Here is a 22,018-nt window from a genome sequence, read left to right on the forward strand (position 1 = left end):
TTGAAAAATCACGGGATTCTCCCTTTTAAACATCACAAGTTACAGTAAAATAATGAATTTTTACCAAAAAATAACCCAAGCTAACTAAGCGAGGGTTTTCCACGTAAAAATGTTTTGTGGTATGATAGGTAAATTGTTTATCTGCTCTGTGACACACATTTACATTCAGCTAAGAAAAGAGGTTTTTATGCACACCACAGAATTAACGAAGCGACATTGGTTGCTCATCTTAACACTTACTTTATTAACCTTCGTTCTCGGGACAAGCGAATTTGTCATCGTCGGGATCTTGACCGATATTTCCTCGAGTCTCCATATCACCAATGCCAAAGCAGGTACACTCGTTTCTGCGTTTGCGCTTACATTTGCCATTGCTACACCGCTCGTGATGTCGGCAACAAGTCATTTTCCAAAGCGTAAATGGATGTTGTTTCTGATCGGTTCGTTCATCATCCTGAATGCTTTATGCGTGTTTTCGTCGAGCTACACCATGCTCCTTGCCCTTCGGATGCTGACGGCGATCGTAACAGGCGTGTTGATTTCGCTTGCGATGACTGTTGCCAGTGAAACCATGCCGATTGCTAAACGCGGACTGGCGATATCATTCGTTTTTGGCGGTTTTACGCTCGCAAACGTGATTGGGGTACCGATAGGCACGGTCATTGCTGATTGGTACAATTGGAATGCCTCCTTCCTGTTAACGACTTTTCTCGGAGCTATTGCGTTTTTGGCAGCTTTTTTCGTATTGCCTGTTATGCACAGTACCGTTCGCAGTTCAATGCGTGAGCAATTTGCTTTGCTGACACATCCGCGAATCTTGATGGCTTTTTTCATTCCATCTCTTGGTTTTGGCGCGACGTATGCCGTTTATACGTATCTTGTTCCGATCCTGAAAGGAATGGAAGCACCAAGCAGTTCCATCAGTTTGATACTGTTCGGCTACGGATTCATTTCCATTTTCAGCAACATACTCGCCGGGAAAATTGCCAGCCACAATGCGATCGGACGCCTCCGGTTCGTGTTCCTCGTGCAGGCAGTCGTTCTGATCGGTTTATATTGGACCACGAATAGTTTGATCATTGGGTTGATTAATATTGGGTTGATGTCATTAATGGCCATCCTTTTAACAACCTCCACCCAGCTTTATTTGATAGACCTTGCCGGCATTTATCAACCAAAAGCTACGGGGCTGGCCGCTTCCCTGATGCCAGTCGCAAGCAATGTCGGTATCGCCTTTGGTTCCGCACTCGGCGGAGTCGTTTACCATCAGGGAAGTTTGCTGAATGTGACATGGGTCGGTGGGCTCGTTGCCATTTGTGCAAGTCTGCTAACGTTCCTAAGTTATCGCTTGGACCAAAAACAACAAAAGAAGGCAGCGTAAGAGAAAGCTTACGAACGTCATGAATAAGAAAAAAGAAGTATCAAGAACATGGAGTTCTTTGATACTTCTTTTACTTTGCAAGGATTTAATTACTCGCCTTTTTTACCGAGAACCGCCGCCAAGGTAAGAAATATATAAGGATAGGTTAATAAAGTAAGCTCTAAAAAATCGAAACTTCCAAAAATCAATATGTCTGGAGCATCCTTATCTAAATAATATTCTTTTCCGGTCATATACAAGCCAACAAGAAGATACGTTATGATCGATATTCCCATTAAACCATAGCCTAGGATAGTAAATGTAACTTTTGTAAAACTATATACTAAAATACCTATATATACGATTCCAAGCAGCAGCAATAAAATCGATATGTAAAACGGCTCATATAAATAGACACTCATACTTTCTGTTAGCATCTTCTTAAGCCTCCCCCAAACCCTCGATTACTGATTTGTATTGGCATAATGATAACAAAATAACATGACCGGTCAGTTCCAAAAATGAAATAGGGAATTTCACATTCGGAACTTCCAGCTTGCTTCTGCGATACTTGGATCCCCATAAATGAAAAAACCCTGACAAAAGTCAGAGGTTTGATATATTACACCCATTGAAGCTGCGCTTGATGAAATTTGCTGTACTTTCCGCCGATCTTAGGTGCTTACTCGACAATTCTTCTAGTAAAGCTAGCATTCAAACCGCCTGAATTAATACAGTAAGCTCTAAAAACCCATACTTCCAAAAACCAATATTTCTGGAGCGTGTCCGTCTAAATAATAACCTTTTCCGGTCATATACAAGCCAACAAGAAGATACGTTAGGATCGATATTCCCACCGCCTCCTTTACTGGCATAATGATAACAAAATCATATGGCCGGTCAGTTCCAAAAATGAAATAGAGAATTTCATTTTTGGAACCTCCAGCTTGTTTTCTGCGATAACCCCACAAATTAAAAACCCCTGACAAAAGTCAGAGGTTTGATTTATTACACCCATTGAAATTGTGCTTGATGAAGTTTGCTGTACTTTCCGTCGATTTTAGGTGCTTACTCGACAACTCGCCTAGTAAAGCTAGTATTCAACCTGCTAAAGATAGGGCGTCTATAAGTCGAAATTGGACTTATAGGACAAACATTAAATTCAAAAGGCCGGTATGGCCGTTTCGCTATACTTTTCTTCTAAGAATTTGCGTACCTCCGGGCTTGTCATGGCCTTTGCCAGCTTTTGTACCGGTTCGGAGTCGACGTTATCCTTGCGCGCCACCAAGGTAATCGCAAAGTCATTTTCAACACCCTCCGTAAGAAGAGCGTCATTTTTTGGTGTCAGCCCAAGCGGTGCAGCGTAAGCGGGTGTGATCACGATCGCATCTGCTTCATCATACGTTCTTGCCAGCATCAATAAATCCACTTCTTTGAATTTATAGTTTTTCGGGTTTTCCGTAATATCAGCCATCGTATAGTATGGGCCCTTTTTTTCCTTCAACTTGATCACTTTATGCTGTGCCAGCAATGATAATGACCGATCGATGTTCGACACGTCGTTTGCAATCGCAATGACGGCACCCTCCGGCATTTTATCCATGGAGTCGTATTCCTTGGAATATACACCATAATTGGCGAAGTAAATCGGTTTCACTGGAACAAGCTCGGCATTTTTGTTTCGATTGAATTCCTCCATATACGGAACGTGCTGGAAGAAGTTCACATCGACTTCTTTTGCCGCTAGTGCGGTATTCGGCTGGACATTATCACTCAATACGACTATATCGAGGTTAATGCCTTCCTCTGCCAGCTTTGGTTTAACAAGCTCTAGTATTTCCGTCATCGGCGGGATGAGTGAGGCCACTTTCAATGTTACCTCTTCCTTCTCCTCTTTTTGCGCCTTTTCTTTCTCTTTTCCTTCATTCGCCTTGCCGCATCCTGCTAAAAGCAGCATCATTGCTGCCATGAGAAAGAGTATTTTTTTCATGATGGTTTCCTCCATTATTTATCTTTTGTCGATCATTCTGGCTGCAGCTGTGCCAATGAATTGGATCAGCTGTACGAGAATGATCATAATGATGATCATATAAATCATCAGCTCTGTTTGAAACTGCTGATAGCCGTACCTGATGGCGAAATCGCCGATACCGCCGCCTCCGACCACTCCCATGATCGTTGAATAGGAAATGAAGCTGATAATCGATGTCGTCAGTCCAAGGACCAGCCCTGAGCGCGCCTCCACGTATAGAAATTTGAAGATGACATCCTTCACGGAAGCCCCCATGGAAATGGCTGCCTCGATCACACCCTTCGGCACATCCAATAAAGATTGCTCGACCAAACGTGAATAATGGGCAATCGCAATGATCGCCAATGGAACGCAAGCCGCTGCCGTACCAATGGCTGTGCCGATCAAGAGTCTTGTAAACGGGATCAAAAAAACGACCAATAACAAAAATGGGAAAGAACGAATAATATTGACCAATAAATTCAAAATCGAAAAAGCCCACGGGTTATCAAGCAGCTGGCCCTTCCGGCAAAGAAACAGCAAGGTCCCGACCGGCAATCCAATCACGATTGCAGCTAAAATGGACACACCAACCATCGTAATCGTTGCGGCAATCGACTGCCAGATTTCTGCCTCATATTGCACTAAAATCTCAGGCATGACCGATCCCGCCCTTCTCAGCTAATTGTTCGATGAAGTACTCTGGACGATTATCGCTTTTCTCAATCCCCGTCGGTTCGATCATGACAGTGTCATGTATCTCTCCAGCCGCCATGACCGTTACACGGTTGCATATACTTTTGATGACATCCAGTTCATGACTGACAATCACAATCGTCACACCGAAGCGTTCGTTTATATTCGCCAGCACCTCTAATATTTCAGCCGTTGTATTTGGATCAAGGGACGAGGTCGGTTCATCACATAACAGCACTTGCGGGTTATTTGCCAATGCCCGTGCAATGGCAACCCGCTGCTTTTGCCCCCCGCTTAATTGTGCAGGGTATTTCTCCATCTCCCCCTCCAATCCGACGAATCGAAGGCACTCTGCCACACGGCCCCGACGTTCCTTCTTTGGGTAACTTGCCAGCTCCAAAGAAGCTGCCACATTGTCATGGACCGTTTTATTTGCGACAAGATTAAAATGCTGAAAGATCATCCCGATCGACTTCCTTGCCTCTCGAAGTGCTTTATCGTTCAATGTTGTAAGCCTTTGGCCGTTTATCTCCACCTCGCCCGCATCTGGGGTCTCCAGCAAATTCATCAGTCGCAGCAGCGTTGATTTCCCTGCTCCGCTTGCCCCGATTATGCCATGAATTTCCCCTCTTGGTATGGTCAAAGTGACAGACTTAATTGCCTGAAACTGTGAAAACTTCTTACTCACTTGATGCAGGTTGATCATAAAATCCCACTTTCCATTGTAAGTATATCGCTCCTCATTATCTTTTCATCAAGACACATTATTTTATCAATTAATGAGGACCAATTGCAAAGACACAAATTAACAGTTAATGACTCCCAATCCCTTTCAGCTCCCTCTTTCCATTTTAAAAAAGCCAAAACGAACACATTCTTGGCTTTTCTCATAATCGAATTAGATAAGAATGATTATCATCAATCTTACCAGATACAAGTTTTCACTCCATGAATCGCATAATGCCTTTCAAAATGATGGCAAGTGTATTATAATCATAGTTGATAATGGTTATCATTATCAACTATTTGAAGAATATGGAGGCACATGCATGATTCGATACCTTAATAAAAAAGTGGCCGACCATGAGGTATGTGTCATTCTGCCCTCTGGTTACGATCAAACCAAGAAATACCGTACGATTTATATGCATGACGGGGGAAAAACGGCCATGCAAGCTGTAAACTATATCGATCATTTGATTCTTTCCGGTCAAATTGAACCACTGATCGTCGTCGGGATTGCCCCGATCCATCGCAACGATGACTATACGCCATGGGCGGCCCCCTCGCTTGCCCCGCAAGGTATTGACTTTGGAGGTCAGGCGCACGCTTATTTACATACCGTTGTAACCGAAATAAAGCCTTATATAGATGCCCATTACGCAACGAATCCCGAGCCTTCACATACAGCCATTTCCGGCTGCTCCTTGGGAGGACTCGTTTCAATTTTCGCCTCCTACTATCATCCTGAGGTATTCCATCAATATATTTCCTTATCTCCTTCCTTTTGGTACGAGGATGTTCTTCGCTATCTTCAGGGGGAAAAGATTGAACGACAAGGAAAAAGCTATAGCAAACCAACTGTGAATCGTCAGAATCATCAGCTCTATTTATATGTTGGCGAATTGGAGGGCATTTATAAAGAAACGGCACAAAAGCATATGGTCGACTATACGAAGAAGGCCCACCTTGAATTCATCAAGGAAGGCTATTTGGAGTCCAATCTATTATTTGAGTTGAATCCAGAAGGAACTCATGATGACCTATTCTTCTCCAACTACTTCATCGAGGCACTTCGCCGGTTATTTGGCATAAACAGTTGAATCGTTGACTATCACAAAAACCGCCAAGACTGGTGATGTTCACCAAGCATTGGCGGTTTCTTTTTTACAACGGTCTTCAGCCATTGGCGAATCGAAAGGCCCCGCTCATGATGGTCGGCACGACATAAGCATGATTTTGAGACTGATTAACAGCCTTTCATCGATAAATTGATTGCCATTAGCATAGGTACAGCAAAACCCTTATTGGTGAATCGAATTTTCTTCTTTCAGCTTTACCTTCCCCTTGCGCGTGCCCACTCCCAATGCAATCGCAGCCCCTATGCAACTGAATAGGCAGCCAGCAGCCAAGAAAATGGAGGGATCGGAATCACCAATCATTACTGAAGCCAAACCTCCTATTGCCGGGAAAAGAGCCACCATGTACCCGCTTTTCGCTCCACCTATTTTATCTACAAGCTTTAGGTAGAACAGCCAGGCCCCAAAGGAGGCGAATATCGTTAAATATAACAAAGCAGATAAATATGAAAGGGATGTCGGCAGACTAACAGCTTGTCCTTTAATGAACACGATTGCCCATAAAAGAATGCCCCCCGCTGCAAACCCAAGTACATTAGCATAGATTGGGTTCACCTGCTTCTTGGCATTTCGAGCTGAGCTCGCATCGCCCAATGCAGTCAGGATGGTCCCAAGAACGGCAATCATGATACCTTTTATATCCTGAAAACCATGAATGTCATGTAAGCTTGGGTAAATAACGATGCACACAGCCAGCACACCGATTATTCCGCCAATCAAGATACGGAAATGCAAAGGCTCTTTCAAAAAAATCCGAAGAGCAATGGGGGTTAAAATAACCTTCAATGAAAATATCAATGTAACCATGGCTGCCGAACTTAAGATAGTCGCGTAATAAAGACATAAATAGCTCAAGGCAAAATTACATATTCCAAATACGATAATATATGGGATATCCTTTTTCTTTGGTTTACCTGCAGGTTTAAGAATGCACAACAGAATCAAGAATAAGACTGCCGTCAAACTTAAACGATAGGTTAAAGATAATTCTAAACTAACGGGTGTACCTTGTATCTTTACTGCAATAAAATTAAGCCCCCATACTACTAAACAAAATATGTACATAAAGTTGGTCATATGTTTACTGAATCCAATCTTTTGGAAAAAGGAATATCAAAATAAGTGAAAACCTCCGTTAAAGCAATGGTTAAATGGGCTATCTGTTCTTCAGTGTGATTGGGTGTGACATTCACCCTAAAGCGTTCTGTACCGACAGCTACTGTAGGTGAATTGATAGGTTGTAAGTATATCTGATGGTTCTCAAGCAGTCTCTCGGCTGCTTCCTTACATTTCTTCGCATCTCCGATCAAAACCGGAAGAATATGAGTCTCGCTTGCTGCCATTATCGGAATGCCTGCCTTCGTTAGATACTCTCTTAAAGTGTTTGTCTTCTCTTGCAGTAAGATCCGCTCTTTATCCGATGATAGCAGATGTTGAATACTCGCGTGACAAGCCGCTATAACTGCGGGTGGCAGGGACGTGGTGAATATGAAGCCTGATGCAAACGAACGAACCGCATCGATTAATGAAGCAGAAGCAGTAATATACCCTCCTATTACGCCAATGGCCTTGGCCATAGTACCTTGAATGATATCCACTTTATGGGCAATGCCAAGTTCTGCAGCAATCCCTGCACCTCTGGGTCCATACATTCCAATGGCATGGACTTCATCGAGGAAAGTAATCGCGTTATATTTTTCAGCAAGGGCTACAATCTCTTCGATCGGCGAAACATCCCCATCCATTGAGTAAACCGATTCAAAAACAATGATCTTTGGCCGATCAAGGGGTTGTCCTTCCAATAATCCTTCTAAGTGAGCTACATCATTATGCTTAAATATCGATTTTTCAACTTTAGCACTGCCAATACCATTAATAATGGACGCATGATTACGTTCATCCGAAAACACGATACAATTTGAGAAAAGCTTTAATAGACATTGTAGCGTGGCATCATTTGACCCATAACCCGTAGGGAAAACAAGAGCCGATTCTTTGCCATGCCATTCTGCAAGCGTTTTTTCCAGCTCCGCATATTGATAATGTGTCCCTCCTATATTACGAGATCCACCAGAGCCAGCCCCATACATTTCAATTGCATCGTGCATGGCATCCGTTACTAGTGAGTGCTGGGACATCCCTAAATAATCATTGCTGCACCATACCACTACCGGTTTACCATTTTCGTCACCATTTAACTTGGCTAAGGGATATTGACCATTTATACGATTCAACGTGACAAAGCTGCGATATTGCCCGCTTTCTTTTAGTTTATGTAACTCACCGTTAATGATTTTCTCATACATGATTTAACCACCTAAGTCATTTTATTTTTTACCCACTTAAATTATTAATAGAATGACAAATTGGCAATTTATAAGTGATTATATAAATAATTTAAATGGAATAATAAAGAAATATTACCAAATAAAAGAAAAATGTCAATTAAAATTATTATTTTAACATACATAATATTCTGATATTTAATCATATACTCCTATCCCCCTCATTAAAAATGCTATTCAGCAATAAAATGTAATAAAAATACGTTCTATTTACCCAAGTACCTTGAACCTTTTGCTTCTAATCTGTCCTGCTAGCAAATGGAGACCAGTTTGTCCCTTGAATTTGAAGTGGCCACTAGGAAAACATAAAAGCGACCTCCATCCAGAACTATTCACAACATAAAGAAGCCTACTCGACAATGTCTTTCAAGTTGGATTCTTCCCCCCAGCAAATTTCAAATAAAATTAAATGGGCTATTCTTCAACTTCTTTATATGGTTTATCCTGCTCTACCTTCCCCCACAAATAAAAAGCCCCTGACACAAGAGATGCCAGGGGTTTGATAGAGTATGAATGTATATTTATTGATCCTTTTTCATCCTCCACTGGACTCCGCTTCAGCTACATTCTTGACACGTTCCAAAAATTCAACGACCACTTTGTCGGTGGCGAATAGTAATAACAATTTCAGGTACCATTTTAACGGGCGGCTGGTGACTGTGTATGTAAAGGAAGTTCTGCTGTCATTGATTTTATTTAGTTCATATAAAGCTGTAATTTCAAACATTTTGGCAAGGATGAAGCCTACTTTTAGCTTTTTCTCATCCGCTTCATTGGTATACGCGAGTGTTTCGATATCATATTCTTCTGTTCGTTTGCCTTCTCTATATTTTTGGCGATATATGCTCCCGACCACTTGCTCCGTTATTTTGATGGGCTTTTGTTCAATCACTTGGGGCATGATTTTTTGCATATTTTCTACAGAACCGTCAAGATACTTCCATACATGTTCGATTGGAGCGTTTATTTCGATTTCTTTTTTCCACGATTTCACTGTATATCACCTCTATCTCGATTATATTTACTTTTTCAGGAAAATCCAAACAGTTTAATTTAAAGAAGAAGGTAAAATCAAAAAAATCGTAAAAGTGTCCTTTTACGATTTGACATAAGGTATTATACTCATTGGAATGTTGTTCAAACCGACCCCAGCTTGGCATACTGACAACAGTACCTTCAAAACCTTCTTTTGCTAGTGTATGTTGAGCTGCAACAGGAAGAGCCACTTCAGAACTGGAGGCAAGTAGCTAGCCAACGCCGTTTCTTTTGATCAGCTAAAACATAAACCCCGCACTTCACACTTTCATACGCCTGCTCTTACAAGGGTCGGTAACTCTTGACGTGTTAGTGCAGCAGTCATGTCGGTTCCTCCATTTTCAAGTGAATGGAGCTTTGTGGTGCGCTTCAATAAACTGCGACTGCTCCGCTGTCGCAACGAAAGAGTGTGTTATCAGCTTATGGTTCCTTTTGCGGACCCCTTTTAATAAAGGGCCGTCTGTAATCCCTGTTGCGACAAAGAAACAATCATTGGATTTTACGATGTCATCCATCGTCAACAGAGCATGGGGGTTGGCAATCCCCATCTTCTTACATCGTACCAGTTCCTTTTCAGTTTTGGGAACAAGCCGGCCTTGGAAATCACCGCCAAGACATTTCAATGCAACTGCAGCAATCACACCCTCAGGGGCACCGCCTGTTCCGACAAGTATATCTACATCCAATTCGTCAACCGCTGTAGCTATTGCTCCTGTAATATCCACATCTGAAAATAATCGAACTTTTGCTCCGATATTAAATACTTGTTTCATTAAATGATTGTGACGCGTACGTTCCTGCATCATGACTGTCAGTTCACTTACATCCTTGCCAAGTACCTTTGCGACAGACTTCATGTTTTCTGTAAGGGAGGCTTCGATATTGATACAGCCCTTCGCATCCGGGCCGACTGCCATTTTTTCCATATACATATCCGGTGCATGCAAGAGGGTGCCACGTTTAGCTACAGCAATAACTGCCAGCGAATTATCTTGCCCTTTTGAAACGAGGGTCGTCCCCTCTATCGGATCAACGGCAATATCTACTTGAGGTTCAGTGCCGGCACCAAGATTCTCACCGATATACAGCATCGGTGCTTCATCCATTTCACCTTCGCCAATGACAATTGATGCATTCATATTTATGCGGTTCATCTCATCGCGCATTGCTGTCGTTCCGGCTTGGTCCGTACCAATTTTATTGCCTTTTCCAATCCAAGGATAGGCCGCTATTGCCGCTTTTTGAGCGACAGCCAAAAAGTCACCGGCTAGTGATTGAACATCCTCTTTTTGCTTAATGTTCACAATAGACAACACGAATCAGCTCCTCCATCATTCATAAGTTTGTATTTTTATTCATACACAAGCGAGATTCACCCGCATATTTTGTCATTTCCATAAGTCGAAACAATCAAAATATTTTCGATATGCGGTGAATTTTTTTTATTGGATGCGGTGAATTATACTGTTTGAGCCGATTTGATGGTTGTTAAAAATGTGTAGAGAATCATGTAAGAAGAAGCGGCACCAGGATCCTTCGTCCCAAGTGATCGTTCACCAAGACGGCTTGAACGTCCGCGCTTAGAAAGCATTCCTTTTGTTGACTCCATTCCTAGCTCTGCCGCTTTCACCGCTTCCGTAAAAGAGGCAACGAAGTCATTCGTATGTGCAAAATTCGATTGCAAGCTTTCAGCAGCTGGATGCAGGGTATCTATCATCGTTTTATCGCCAACTTCCGCTTTGCCCCGTTCCTTGATTCCATCCACAAAAGCCACCCAGAAATCCTTTAATTCTTGATCTCCAAGTTCCAACTTTCCTTGAAATGCTTTCGCCCCCCTCATAAAACCAGTTGCATATAGAGGACCAACAGATGAACCTACAGCACTTAAAAACGTACGGCCTGCTAAAATGCTAATTCTTGAGCAGTCCTCCTCGTCTTTCAGTTCGCCATCCAGTTTTTCGTTAACAGCCTGCCAGCCAATGGACATCGTGACTCCATGATCACCATCACCCAGCTTCCGGTCTAATTCACACAAGTAATCTTTTTGTTCTTCAATCATCGTTACAACGTTTTTCAAAAAGGTCTTGAATTCTGCAGCTGTTATCTTCATCGCTAGCTCCTCCTTATTTTTGGACATACATTGGACAGTCTGCAGGGTGGTCTATAAATTCTGCCAATTCTTCATCTAATTTTGTAATTGTAACGGACGCACCGCCCATTTCAAGAGATGTGCTGTAGCTCCCTACATAGGAACGGTGTATTATAATGCCTTTGTCACTTAAAATTTGTTCTACACGTCTAAACATTATATATAATTCCATGTTTGTAGTGGAGCCTAATCCGTTTACAAGAACAGCTACTCTTTCTCCTGATACAACTGGCATGTCTATCAAAATGTCATGCATAAGGCGTTCGACCACTTGATCAGCCGGCAGCAAGTCACCTTTTTCGATTCCAGGTTCACCGTGGTGACCAAGACCGATTTCCATTTCGTTATCAGCAAGTTCAAAGCTCGGCTTTCCTGTTTGTGGTAGTGAACACGGCGTTAAACCAACGCCCATTGTCCGTGTGTAATCGTTTGCTTTTTGAGCCACTCGTACAACATCAACCAAGTTATATCCTTTATCAGCTGCAGCCCCCGCTGCCTTCGTGACGAAAAATTCCCCTGCGATCCCTCTGCGTTTTTGTTTTTCTTCTTTTGGCGCGGAAGCTACATCATCCGTTACAAGCACGGAACCAACACGGATATCGCTATCAAGATCAGCCAGTTCTGCGGCCATGCCGAAGTTCATTACGTCCCCTGCATAGTTGCCATATATATAAATAACGCCTTTTCCTTTATCAATGGCTTTCGTCACTTCCAAAATGGGATCCGGAGGAGGAGAAGCAAAAATATTCCCTACGGCAACACCATCAGCCATGCCATCACCCACATACCCAATAAATGCTGGTTCGTGGCCCGATCCACCGCCGATGAGTACGCCTACTTTTCCGTCTCTTGTTTCCTTCGCCGTAACAAGTGCACGGTCGTTTTCAGCTAATTGCCTTATATGTTTCGGATAAGCTTTTGCATATCCTTCAATCATTTCTTCCACAACTCTCATTGGATCATTAATGAGCTTTTTCATGTTTTGCTGCAGCTCCTTTCAAAAAATCCTGCTCTTTATCCATTATTTGCTGAACTTTTCTTGCTGAGTTACCACCCGGAAATTCAGACTCTAAATACACCTTCACTATATTTTTAGCTGGTTCGATTCCAATCACCTTTGCACCCATTGTTAACACCTGTGCATCATTACTTTTTTGCGAACGTTCCGCTGAATAGGTGTCATGGCAAAGAGCTGCACGAATGCCTGGGACTTTTCCTGCCGCAATTGCCATTCCGATACCTGTGCCACAAACTAAAATGGCACGATCCAATTTTTTCTCATTAATGTCATTAGCTACCTGAAAAGCTACTCCTGGATAATCAATCTCGGTACATGAATCTTCAGAACCGTAATCCACAACTTCGTGCCCCAATTCTTGAATATAATCTTTCAAACTATCTTTCATATCAAAAGCATTATGATCAGAACCTAACCCAATTTTCATTATACAACGCCCTTTCATTTTATTTCCGCTTTATTATCGTCATTCTCAGCTTCATTTTTTTCATTATTGAATCGATAAATATTATCATTTGTTTGCATATATCTTTGTTCACGGGTGAAATTCGATAGAAAATGATGATGATCGCCCAATCATTGCACTACTGGCACGTTAGAAGACGTATCCACTGTTTCTATTTTTTTATGTAATGTAACAAATTTCATCATGAACGCACTGATCAAATACAATCCTGTATAGATCCAAATGATGCCTACAGTTCCGACACTTCCAATGAAAAGACCGACAAGAGCCGGACCAACGAATGTACTCAGACCAGCACCCAGGTTCAGAATGGACATTGCAGCTCCGCGGTTATCCGGGGCTAGTGATGGGATTAATGCGGAAAGGGGAACGTATGCAGCAAGACAAGCACCGAAACAAATGGCAACAAGTGTTGCCGCCAAGTAATTCGCTCCAAGAAATAAAGGAGTATAATAGAGTGCCGCTGTGAATACAGCACATCCTACACCACCAAACCACATAACTGTGTTACGCCAACCGAATTTATCGCCGATAATACCCCATATCAGGTTAAAAATCACATTACTGGACCATAATGCACCATAAATCTGTAACCATTCAGTTCGGGTAAATCCAATTTCCATCATATAAGCTGGAAGAAACACTACAAATCCGTATGCCCCTGCCGTGTTGATCGTACGAACGATGCCTCCAAGCCCGACTTTCGGGCGCTCGAATGCTATCGTAATTCCCTTGGAAACATATTTAAGTGCTTCCGCTTTAGAATCGAATTTCCTTCTATTACTTTCCTCATCTTTGTTTAAGGAAATGGCAATTATGGCTCCAAGTGTCACAAATACAAGGGCACTCCAAAGCGTTTTCAATTCTCCTAGATAAGAAAGGGCAAAGCTGGAGTAATAAGCTCCAAGAACATTCAATCCTCCGGCAAACGAGACCCAGAACCAGCCGACAGCCGTTCCTAGCCTTTCTGCCGGCGCGTAATATGTCAGCCAAACGAGGAAAGAGTAGGCAAACAAAGGGTAACCAAGCCCCCGAAGTGAATAGGTAGGAATCATGATTGCCAGATTCATTGTAGGGAGACCGACCGTTAAAAAAACGAGCGTTCCCGCTATGAATAGAGCCACCCCGAAGGACATGGCTTTGCGAGGACCCAATACTTCAGCTAGGACGCCGGAAAGCCAGGCAGCAATGGCAACAGCGAAACCATATACACTAAATAGAAGGGCAGATTGCTGAACACTTAATCCATTATCGATTAAATAGGAAGATAGCCATCCTAATTCCAAACCGTCACCCATCATAAACAGCAGTACACCAAGATACCCCATTGCCATTTTGGAATCCATCCCCAGCTTCCCTAATAGTCCCTGATTCATCGTTTTTCCTCCTCTTCATCTCTTTTCATTTACAAAAATAGATTCCGAAACGAAGAAGGAACCTATTCGCCTATGATAGTTTCATAGATTTGGATTTAAGATGACCTTTAATGACTCTTTTCCGCTTTTCACCAGTTGAAATCCTTTTTCAAATTCTTCAAGTGAAAGCTCATGTGTGACAACGCCTTCTGTAGGAAGATCACCGTTTGCAATGCCTTTAATAACGGGCTCATAGCAGTATGGACCAAGGTGAGAACCGAGTACATCAAGTTCTTTCCGGTCACTGATAATGCTCCAATCCACTGTTACCGGTTCTTTAAACACGCTGAATTCAACGAAACGCCCCAGTTTACGAATCATGTTCAACCCTTGTTCAACGGATTTTTGTGCTCCAGTCGCTTCAATGTAGATGTCGCAGCCATAACCGTCCGTCAACTGTTTTACAATTGCGTTTACATCATCTTTTACTGGGTTCAATACCATATCCGCACCGAATTGTTTTGCCATTTCTAAACGCTCTTCAAACAGGTCAAGGACAATTAATTTGCCAGGTCCTGATTTTTTAATTGCACCTATCATCCCCAGTCCGAGTGTTCCAGCCCCTGCCAGTACAACCACATCTCCCAATTGAATTTGTGCCCGCTCAACGGCATGATAGGAACACGCATAAGGTTCAATCAGAATTGCTTTTTCAATGGGAAGATTTTCCGGCACTTTATAATTAATCGCTTCTTTTGTGAATTTCATATATTCGGCCATACCGCCATTTACATTGTTCTGGAAACCATACAAGTCATGTTTTTCACACATCCAGTATTGACCTCGGTTACAGAAGCGACAGTCCCAGCAAGGAACGATCTGTTCGGATATAATACGGTCACCAATTTTAAAGTCGCCTTTGACTCCCTCACCAAGTGAGACAACATGACCGATGAATTCATGACCCGGAATCATTGGCGCTTTAATGTATGCCGGCTGCTGATCGTCTCCCCAAAAGCTCGGCGCTCCGTCAAACGCTTTCAAGTCTCCGGCACAAATACCGCATGCCTCAACTTTGACCAAAATTTCACCATCTCCGATTTGCGGAACAGGGACTTCTTCAAGGCGATAATCACCTGGGGAATAGGCCACAACCGCTTTCATTGTTGCAGGGATTGATTGATTATTTTTATCTTCTTGTACCGCTGATTCATGACTTTGAACCATTCAACATCTCTCCTCGACTATTTTTTCTTGGATAACGCTTACATAATCGGTGTAAAATGAAAATTTTCAGTCAAGCCTCATAATTTTTACAGTTTTTCTCTGTTTCCCATTTTCAGTATATTACATTTATTATTGAAGGGTCAATATTTATTATCGTTTATTTTCATTTTATCTTTCGTTTTCTTTCGTTTTTTAATTACTTTAGATAAATACAAAAAAATGATGTATGATAATATTGAAAGATAATTCAATTAGTCGATTCCATTCAGCATCTTTTGAATCATAATGCTTCTTATATATGTATAACTTAACTAGTAATTCGCTTTTGCAACTAAATTGATAAAATAACTTTGGTATATAGGTGATAACATGAAAAAAATGTTTGCGTCAGAACGAAGGAAAATCATACTCGAAAAACTAACAGATCAGCATCGGGTAACAATAAAAGAGCTTTCAGAAGAAATTAAAGTATCTGAAGCGACATTACGTACGGATTTATCGAAAATGGAGGAAGAAGGCCTTCTAAAAAGAACACATGGAGGAGCCATACTATCCGAAAAACAAGATAGCGATACAAGCTTTACTACACGGGAATTAAAGAACCGCTATGAAAAGGCTGCCATTGCAAAGAAAGCTGCTGAGCTTCTCTCAAACGGGCAATGCATTATGCTCGATTCAAGCTCAACCACTCTTGAACTTGCACGCACGATCAAAGAAATGCCAATTAGACTGACCGTTGTAACAAGTGGCATCAATACTGCACTAGAGTTAAATGAAAATCCCCATATAACCGTGATATTATTGGGAGGTATTATAAAAAAAGGTTCCTTTTCCTTAGAAGGCAGTTTAGGAATAAATATTCTTAACCAAATTAATATTGATCTGATGTTTACGTCCGCTAATGGATTTACTTTCGAATCAGGATTAACGGATTTCAGTGTATATGAGGTAGAACTGAAAAAAGCCATGGTCAGCGCCTCCAACAAGGTGGTTGCCTTACTTGATCATACTAAGATCAATAAAAATTCGATTGCCTCATTCGCTTCAATCAATCAAATAGATACGATAATCACTGATTTTGATATGACAGGAAGTTACACAAAGAAACTCGAAGAACAAAATGTTAAGGTCATAATGGTATCAACAGACGAACACGTTAATTAATCCCTTCCTCCATGGGAACTTTATCCATGCGGTTTAACCAGTGGAAGTGAATATACCGTTTTAACAACATAATAAAGCAAGACAGAGCTTTATTTGCCTAGGTTGAACAAGAATTAGCCATTAGGCAGCAACTCGAAGTGCGCCCCATCGCTGTCATGATAATGGATGGATGAATACCAAACAAAAATAAAGGCTTTGGAATGGTGGATTCCAAAGCCTTTTTCTATTGATTTACGATCGTTTACTTACATTGCGAAGAAATCTTTCTTTTTCAAAATATCTTTCTTACAATAAATTACTTTATTCAAATCCTCCTTTTTAGTGTTATTCTTGTAGGTAGACCAAATTGTAATTTTTCAGGAGAATCCGATGAATTTCACTTATATTAATCAACACATTCTAGATAATCTCTTTTATATCCTGGTAAGCATTTTAATTTATTCCACTTTATTAGATCACGGCAAAAGGTTATGTCAGTATGGCAAGGTCCTCATCACTACATGCATGAGCATTCCGATCATATTATGTATGAAGTTCCCAATTTATATCGATGAATATTGTGTTCATGACTTCAGGCAAATCCCTTTTATAATCGGGACACTTTATGGCGGTTGGCCTGTCGGGGCCGTTCTATTGGTCATTCTCTTGACTGGCAGGTTTGTTATGAATGGGTTCAATCTCCTTACTTTAATGGTTTATATCCTTATATTCGTCATTACTGCTCTATTTTCTTCTAAATTCAATGCGTATAACAGAAAAAGTAAGCTTAATAGCTCGATCTTATTGATTGTATTCCTAGGCATCCTAACAAGCTTGCTTGCACTCGCTATGTCTGATTCTTTTCGAATAACGGAGGCGTATATCTTTTACTTCATCATTCTTCCTCCTTTCATCATCGGTTTAGCTGTGTATATCATGGAAATTCTAAAGGATGCGATTTTAATCCGAACACAAATGGTGCGGCTTGAAAAGATGGAAGTCGTCAGTCAGCTTGCGGCCAGCATTTCTCATGAAGTCAGAAACCCTTTAACGGTTGTGAAGGGATTCGTTCAGCTGCTAAAAGCACCCGATCTGACCCAAGATGAAAAAGAGCAATATATCCAGCATGTTGTTCGGGAGCTTAATAGTGCGGAATCCATCATTAGTGAATACTTGGCATTCGCCAAACCTGCCATTGAAAAGGTCGATTCCATTTCCATCGACCGTGAAATAGGCTATGTCATAGAAATGATTAGACCATTAGCTAACATGAATTTAGTTACGATATCCGAACAGCTGGCCCCAGGTGTCACTCGTGGCAATACTCAGCATTTCAAGCAATGCTTCCTCAACCTCATCAAGAATGGGATAGAGGCCATGCCGAGCGGCGGGGAACTTCGTATCGTTTCCTATGTTAATGATAACGACATCATTATCGAAATAAAGGACGTTGGAATCGGCATGAACAAAGAACAAATACATCGTTTTGGCGAGCCCTATTACAGTTCCAAAGAGAAAGGGACAGGGCTAGGTTCGATGGTGGCTGTCAAAACGATCCAAACGATGAATGGCACGCTTCATATTAATAGCGCTTCGAATAAAGGAACAACGATCACTGTAGCACTTCCTGTTTATGATGAAGATACTTCTGCAAAATAAGTAAACAATCTTTTCATATAAAAAGTCCGCCGTTCATGGCGGACTTTTTTCATTGGATTGCCGTCTTATTTATGCTTTCCGTTCAAGGCATGTATGAACCGCCATCATGTCACGTTTGTTCAATTCACGAATCCGGTTGAAAATCGGAATATCGGCAACGGCTTCGGTACGTTCACCTTCAGCCACGACATCGCTTACCTTCCCTGTCAGCCAGGTTTCCACATCGATATCTTCGACGATCGCTTTACGTCCTTCATCATCAATGCCACTAGCATGACAGCTCACACAAGGTATCGTTAATTTATGGACCCCGTCATGGAGGCCATCCTCGGAGATGACTTTCTTCCCATTACAAAACGGGCATTTATGACTTGCTTTGATTTTATTGATTTGCGTCACGATTTTCTTATAGCCAAACGCCTCATAAACATAGGTTAGTTTTTTATATTTGCCATTAGTGAAATATTTATCAATGATTGTTTCCCTTGTTTCGTTAATATTGGCAAAATCACAGATGGTGATCTGATTTTTGCTGCTGATGGCTTCGATGCTGCCTGTGATGTCGCTCCAGAATGGCAGCGCATTTTGCAGGACCACTTCATAGCCTTGGAAGCTTGCCAGTTCCAGCTCAAGCATTTTCAATGCGGCTTGCGTTTCCCGGGAAAGGAATGAAACATCCTCCGTCCATGCGATATCGCCGCCTACAATCGCTTTTAGTTTTTCCAGCTCTGGCAGCTTCCCTGCTATTTTGATGACTTCATCCATTGGCTGTTGGATGATTTCACGGATGTCCATGTCGGCAAATTTCAGCTTTTTATGATGGTTCAAGATCGTTCCAAGGCAGATCGGGCAGGTGATATTCTCTTTAGATGCTTTCATCTGCTCTTTAATGATCGATTTCGAGATGAACATATAACGTCCGATGATGAGATTGAAGCCTTCCCAAGTACGAGAGGCCTTGCCTGCTTTATCATAAAAGGACTTTTCCCAATATCCATATAAGAACGTCTGCTTCTCTGCATCAGTCATATCATTATAGCTTTTACTCATGTCGTGACCGAGCTCATTCTTGATTTCATCAAACAAAAATTGCAGCTTTGGATATTGATAATATTTCAATACTTCCATCACGTCTGGATGTAATAAGCCATCCCAGAAAGGTACGTTTTTATCTTGAATGACAACATCGATATCAAATTTTTCAATGACACGGCGGCCCGAACAGCTTGGACAATGATTCTCTTTAGAATAAAAATCGAAGCTTCTTGTATCTTTATTGGTCGGATGTGACGCGACCAGATGATTGATCATGCCGCCCAATTCAAATAGAAACGTATATTGGCTGTACAAGTGCCGTTCAAGATCGATCGCGATCACGGGTGCGATCGTGTCAGATTCGTATTCCCCATAAATCAAGCGGGCCATCGACGACAAGCTTTTTAGGATGCCGCCCTTATAGATGTTCTCTGCCCTTTTGAAATGGTCCAATTGGTTTTCCTGCAAATAATGGATGCCGCTTTTTGACCGGAGTGCAGAGGAGATATGCAGTGGCTCATCTAGACCTTCGATATTGTTATGGCGATAGTATTCATCATGGCTGAAAACATCAAGATGCCGGACTGGCGCAAGCTGTCTTTTACCGAAATCCACGATATAATCCGAGCTTTCCAGCATATACCGATTATGTTCAATCATGATGATCGAGACCGATTCATCCTCGAGGATGACCCTGATGCTATCGATGAATTGATTTAAAATGTTTTGCGATAACCCTTTTGAAGGCTCGTCAAAAATGAACAGCGTATGCGGGTTCCTCGTTTTCGCGAACAGCTCCGAAACTAAGTGGACACATTGAAATTCACCAGTCGATAGCGATTGGGTTTTTCGCTCTAACGTCAAATACCCAAGCCCAAGCTTGATCAATAAGCTCAAGCGCTTATGGGCGATGTCCTCATTTGGCAGTTCTTCGATGATATCCTCGATCGAACGCTGAAAGATATCATCAATTTCATCCCTGTATTTGGTGAGCTTCTTCTTGATATCAAGAAACGTCGCAACAGTTGAGCGACTGGTAATCGATTTATTTCGGTCCTGCCCGACCATGACGAGTTTATCCTTTGGATAGCGCTCCTGAAAATCTTTGGCGATACATTCATTGACAAGTGTGGATTTCCCGCAGCCCGACTCACCCGTAAAGGTAACGAGTCTATTCTTTGGAAGCTGGATTTCTTCCATTTGTATATTTCGGCAGTAAAGATCATGAAATTGGTAGAATTCATTTGGCGTTGCCTCATTTCGTTCCCAGCTGATCGGCTTGGGGCGAGGTGATTCCTCCACAATTTTGCCGCCATATTTCCCGCTGCCGGGTCCAAAGAACAATTGCTCGTCCGTGCTATCCAACACCGTGTCTGAATGATCAATGAGCCATATTTGATTCTTTTCACCTAATGACTTAATCTGTTCCAATATTTTCAAAAGGGTCTGATGATCAAGCCCTACGGAGATTTCATCAATGATGATCACGGTATTTTCGCTTGTTGCCATGAATTCAGCCAAGTAAAGCCGGGTTAATTCTCCGCCTGACACGGTCCCCATGATCCGGTTCATGCTTAAATAACCAATATTCATATTGATTATATTTTGGAGAATATGCTGTTTGGCTTCACTAATATGTAAGATCTCTGAAAGTGAAAGGATTGATTCGATGCTTAACTCGTTGATGTCGGAAATAGTATGCGGGCGATCGAATAATTCAATCGTATATTGCTCGACTTCTGGATTGTAGCGCTTTCCCTCACACTTCGGACATTCGACGTTCTTCGTCGTGCCGCGTCCTTTACAAGCGGTGCACCAGCCTAAAGCATTATTAAAGGAAAAAACTTCTGGAGAAAGATTGAATTTTTCAGCAAGACAAACACGAATCTCTTTAAACACACCAGTATGGGTGCCAATGGTCGAACGGGGATTGGATGAAATGGACGATTTTCCAAGAAAAAGGACCAGCGGCATTTCCTCCATCTTGATGGCGCTGAAATTGGTTTCCATGATATCAGAAAATAAATATTGATATTCAGACTTCGGCAATAAGGAAACGAGACGCTTCTTCGATTCTTCCCCTATGGCCTGACAAAAGGTCGTTTTCCCTGAACCAGATAACCCGGCAATCCCCAAGGATTGATCGCCTGGCAATGCTGCATCCAGTTCGTTAATATTGTTCGCTATTAATTGGTTTATTTTCATCTGTGGATCCTCTCCATTTATATTTATCCAGTCTTTAATGTTAGCACAGCGCTATCTGTATTTGGTATTTTTTTAACGGTAACCCCATCCTTATATTCTTTCACATTTCCCAGCCTTGAAAACGTATGAATATGGAATAAAATTGGTTTCATTCCGTTGTGAGTGGGCCTAGCTACAGCTTTTGTCTCGCATTTCCCCTTCAAAAGCCCCTCTCGATTAAAGAGAAGGGCTTGCTTTACTAAATACGCTTATTTTGTATTGGACTTTTTTGCCTTATTTTCAAGCTCGCTTTTGGGCTCTGTGGAGAATTCGACATCTTTTCCATGTCCCTGCGGGTTAACACTTGGTGCGATTCGGCCTCTTCCTGACTTTTTGCTCATTTCCTTCACCTCCACGATTATTATGTCCGAACCGTTATAAATTAAAAATGAGATCCGCCCTTTCTGTATTTTAAT

At 41.8% G+C, this 22,018-nt stretch carries 19 protein-coding genes and 1 pseudogene; 4 read left to right on the forward strand and 16 right to left on the reverse strand.

What is annotated here, in order from left to right; all coding sequences use genetic code 11:
- Nucleotides 1-187: 187 nt before the first annotated feature.
- Nucleotides 188-1,381, forward strand: coding sequence for an MFS transporter (locus CVN76_RS14555; protein ID WP_100531860.1), 1,194 nt, complete (start codon nt 188-190; stop codon nt 1,379-1,381).
- An 89-nt stretch (nt 1,382-1,470) separates the two neighbouring features.
- Here CVN76_RS14555 and CVN76_RS14560 read toward each other — a convergent pair whose 3' ends face one another.
- The 4 genes from CVN76_RS14560 to CVN76_RS14580 all read right to left on the reverse strand — a co-directional run bounded on the left by CVN76_RS14560 (nt 1,471) and on the right by CVN76_RS14580 (nt 4,773).
- Nucleotides 1,471-1,797 carry a hypothetical protein gene (locus CVN76_RS14560; RefSeq protein ID WP_100531861.1) on the reverse strand — a complete coding sequence of 109 codons (327 nt, stop codon included), beginning with the start codon at nt 1,795-1,797 and terminating at the stop codon, nt 1,471-1,473.
- Between the two features lie 725 nt (nt 1,798-2,522).
- A complete protein-coding gene (locus CVN76_RS14570; RefSeq protein ID WP_100531863.1) occupies nt 2,523-3,350 on the reverse strand; it encodes a MetQ/NlpA family ABC transporter substrate-binding protein in 828 nt (275 codons plus the stop codon).
- Between the two features lie 18 nt (nt 3,351-3,368).
- Nucleotides 3,369-4,031: a methionine ABC transporter permease gene (locus CVN76_RS14575; RefSeq protein ID WP_100531864.1), complete on the reverse strand. Its 663-nt coding sequence runs from the start codon at nt 4,029-4,031 to the stop codon at nt 3,369-3,371.
- A complete protein-coding gene (locus CVN76_RS14580) occupies nt 4,024-4,773 on the reverse strand; it encodes a methionine ABC transporter ATP-binding protein (protein WP_100531865.1) in 750 nt (249 codons plus the stop codon). The genes CVN76_RS14575 and CVN76_RS14580 overlap by 8 nt, the downstream gene beginning before the upstream one ends.
- Nucleotides 4,774-5,116: 343 nt before the next feature.
- Here CVN76_RS14580 and CVN76_RS14585 point away from each other — a divergent pair, with 343 nt between their 5' ends.
- Nucleotides 5,117-5,890 carry an alpha/beta hydrolase gene (locus CVN76_RS14585; RefSeq protein WP_100531866.1) on the forward strand — a complete coding sequence of 258 codons (774 nt, stop codon included), beginning with the start codon at nt 5,117-5,119 and terminating at the stop codon, nt 5,888-5,890.
- Between the two features lie 201 nt (nt 5,891-6,091).
- Here the strand turns inward: CVN76_RS14585 and CVN76_RS14590 are convergent, their stop codons facing one another.
- The 10 genes and pseudogenes from CVN76_RS14590 to CVN76_RS14630 all read right to left on the reverse strand — a co-directional run bounded on the left by CVN76_RS14590 (nt 6,092) and on the right by CVN76_RS14630 (nt 15,521).
- Complete coding sequence (locus tag CVN76_RS14590; protein WP_100531867.1) at nt 6,092-7,003, reverse strand: DMT family transporter; 912 nt, start codon at nt 7,001-7,003, stop codon at nt 6,092-6,094.
- Complete coding sequence (gene hemA, locus CVN76_RS14595; RefSeq protein WP_100531868.1) at nt 7,000-8,232, reverse strand: 5-aminolevulinate synthase; 1,233 nt, start codon at nt 8,230-8,232, stop codon at nt 7,000-7,002. The genes CVN76_RS14590 and hemA overlap by 4 nt, the downstream gene beginning before the upstream one ends.
- 574 nt (nt 8,233-8,806) lie before the next feature.
- Entirely contained in the window at nt 8,807-9,265 is a 459-nt protein-coding gene (locus CVN76_RS14600) for an SRPBCC family protein (RefSeq protein WP_100531869.1), read from the reverse strand.
- Nucleotides 9,201-9,506, reverse strand: a pseudogene (locus tag CVN76_RS32395) (transketolase-like TK C-terminal-containing protein); the annotation flags it as partial. The gene CVN76_RS14600 and the pseudogene CVN76_RS32395, both read right to left, overlap by 65 nt.
- A gap of 141 nt (nt 9,507-9,647) precedes the next feature.
- The gene (glpX, locus tag CVN76_RS14605; RefSeq protein ID WP_100531901.1) at nt 9,648-10,619 is read right to left on the reverse strand and encodes a class II fructose-bisphosphatase; all 972 of its coding nucleotides are present in this window, start codon (nt 10,617-10,619) and stop codon (nt 9,648-9,650) included.
- Between the two features lie 146 nt (nt 10,620-10,765).
- The gene (dhaL, locus tag CVN76_RS14610; RefSeq protein WP_100531870.1) at nt 10,766-11,416 is read right to left on the reverse strand and encodes a dihydroxyacetone kinase subunit DhaL; all 651 of its coding nucleotides are present in this window, start codon (nt 11,414-11,416) and stop codon (nt 10,766-10,768) included.
- 13 nt (nt 11,417-11,429) lie between these two features.
- Nucleotides 11,430-12,434, reverse strand: coding sequence for a dihydroxyacetone kinase subunit DhaK (locus tag CVN76_RS14615; protein ID WP_100531871.1), 1,005 nt, complete (start codon nt 12,432-12,434; stop codon nt 11,430-11,432).
- On the reverse strand, nt 12,418-12,900 hold the full coding sequence (gene rpiB, locus CVN76_RS14620) for a ribose 5-phosphate isomerase B (RefSeq protein ID WP_100531902.1): 483 nt from the start codon (nt 12,898-12,900) through the stop codon (nt 12,418-12,420). Before rpiB ends, CVN76_RS14615 begins: the two co-directional genes overlap by 17 nt.
- Nucleotides 12,901-13,049: 149 nt before the next feature.
- Nucleotides 13,050-14,315, reverse strand: coding sequence for an MFS transporter (locus CVN76_RS14625; protein WP_100531872.1), 1,266 nt, complete (start codon nt 14,313-14,315; stop codon nt 13,050-13,052).
- 81 nt (nt 14,316-14,396) lie between these two features.
- A complete protein-coding gene (locus CVN76_RS14630) occupies nt 14,397-15,521 on the reverse strand; it encodes an MDR/zinc-dependent alcohol dehydrogenase-like family protein (RefSeq protein ID WP_100531873.1) in 1,125 nt (374 codons plus the stop codon).
- Between the two features lie 369 nt (nt 15,522-15,890).
- Here CVN76_RS14630 and CVN76_RS14635 point away from each other — a divergent pair, with 369 nt between their 5' ends.
- Nucleotides 15,891-16,685 (forward strand): DeoR/GlpR family DNA-binding transcription regulator, encoded by a 795-nt coding sequence (locus CVN76_RS14635; protein ID WP_198512562.1) that lies wholly within the window; start codon nt 15,891-15,893, stop codon nt 16,683-16,685.
- A 369-nt stretch (nt 16,686-17,054) separates the two neighbouring features.
- Nucleotides 17,055-18,323: an ATP-binding protein gene (locus CVN76_RS14640; RefSeq protein ID WP_100531874.1), complete on the forward strand. Its 1,269-nt coding sequence runs from the start codon at nt 17,055-17,057 to the stop codon at nt 18,321-18,323.
- Between the two features lie 69 nt (nt 18,324-18,392).
- Here the strand turns inward: CVN76_RS14640 and CVN76_RS14645 are convergent, their stop codons facing one another.
- A complete protein-coding gene (locus CVN76_RS14645) occupies nt 18,393-21,563 on the reverse strand; it encodes an ATP-binding cassette domain-containing protein (protein WP_100531875.1) in 3,171 nt (1,056 codons plus the stop codon).
- Between the two features lie 248 nt (nt 21,564-21,811).
- Nucleotides 21,812-21,943: a small, acid-soluble spore protein L gene (gene sspL / locus CVN76_RS14655; RefSeq protein WP_061140778.1), complete on the reverse strand. Its 132-nt coding sequence runs from the start codon at nt 21,941-21,943 to the stop codon at nt 21,812-21,814.
- Nucleotides 21,944-22,018 lie beyond the last annotated feature (75 nt).

The sequence above is a fragment of the Bacillus sp. mrc49 genome (assembly GCF_002803435.1).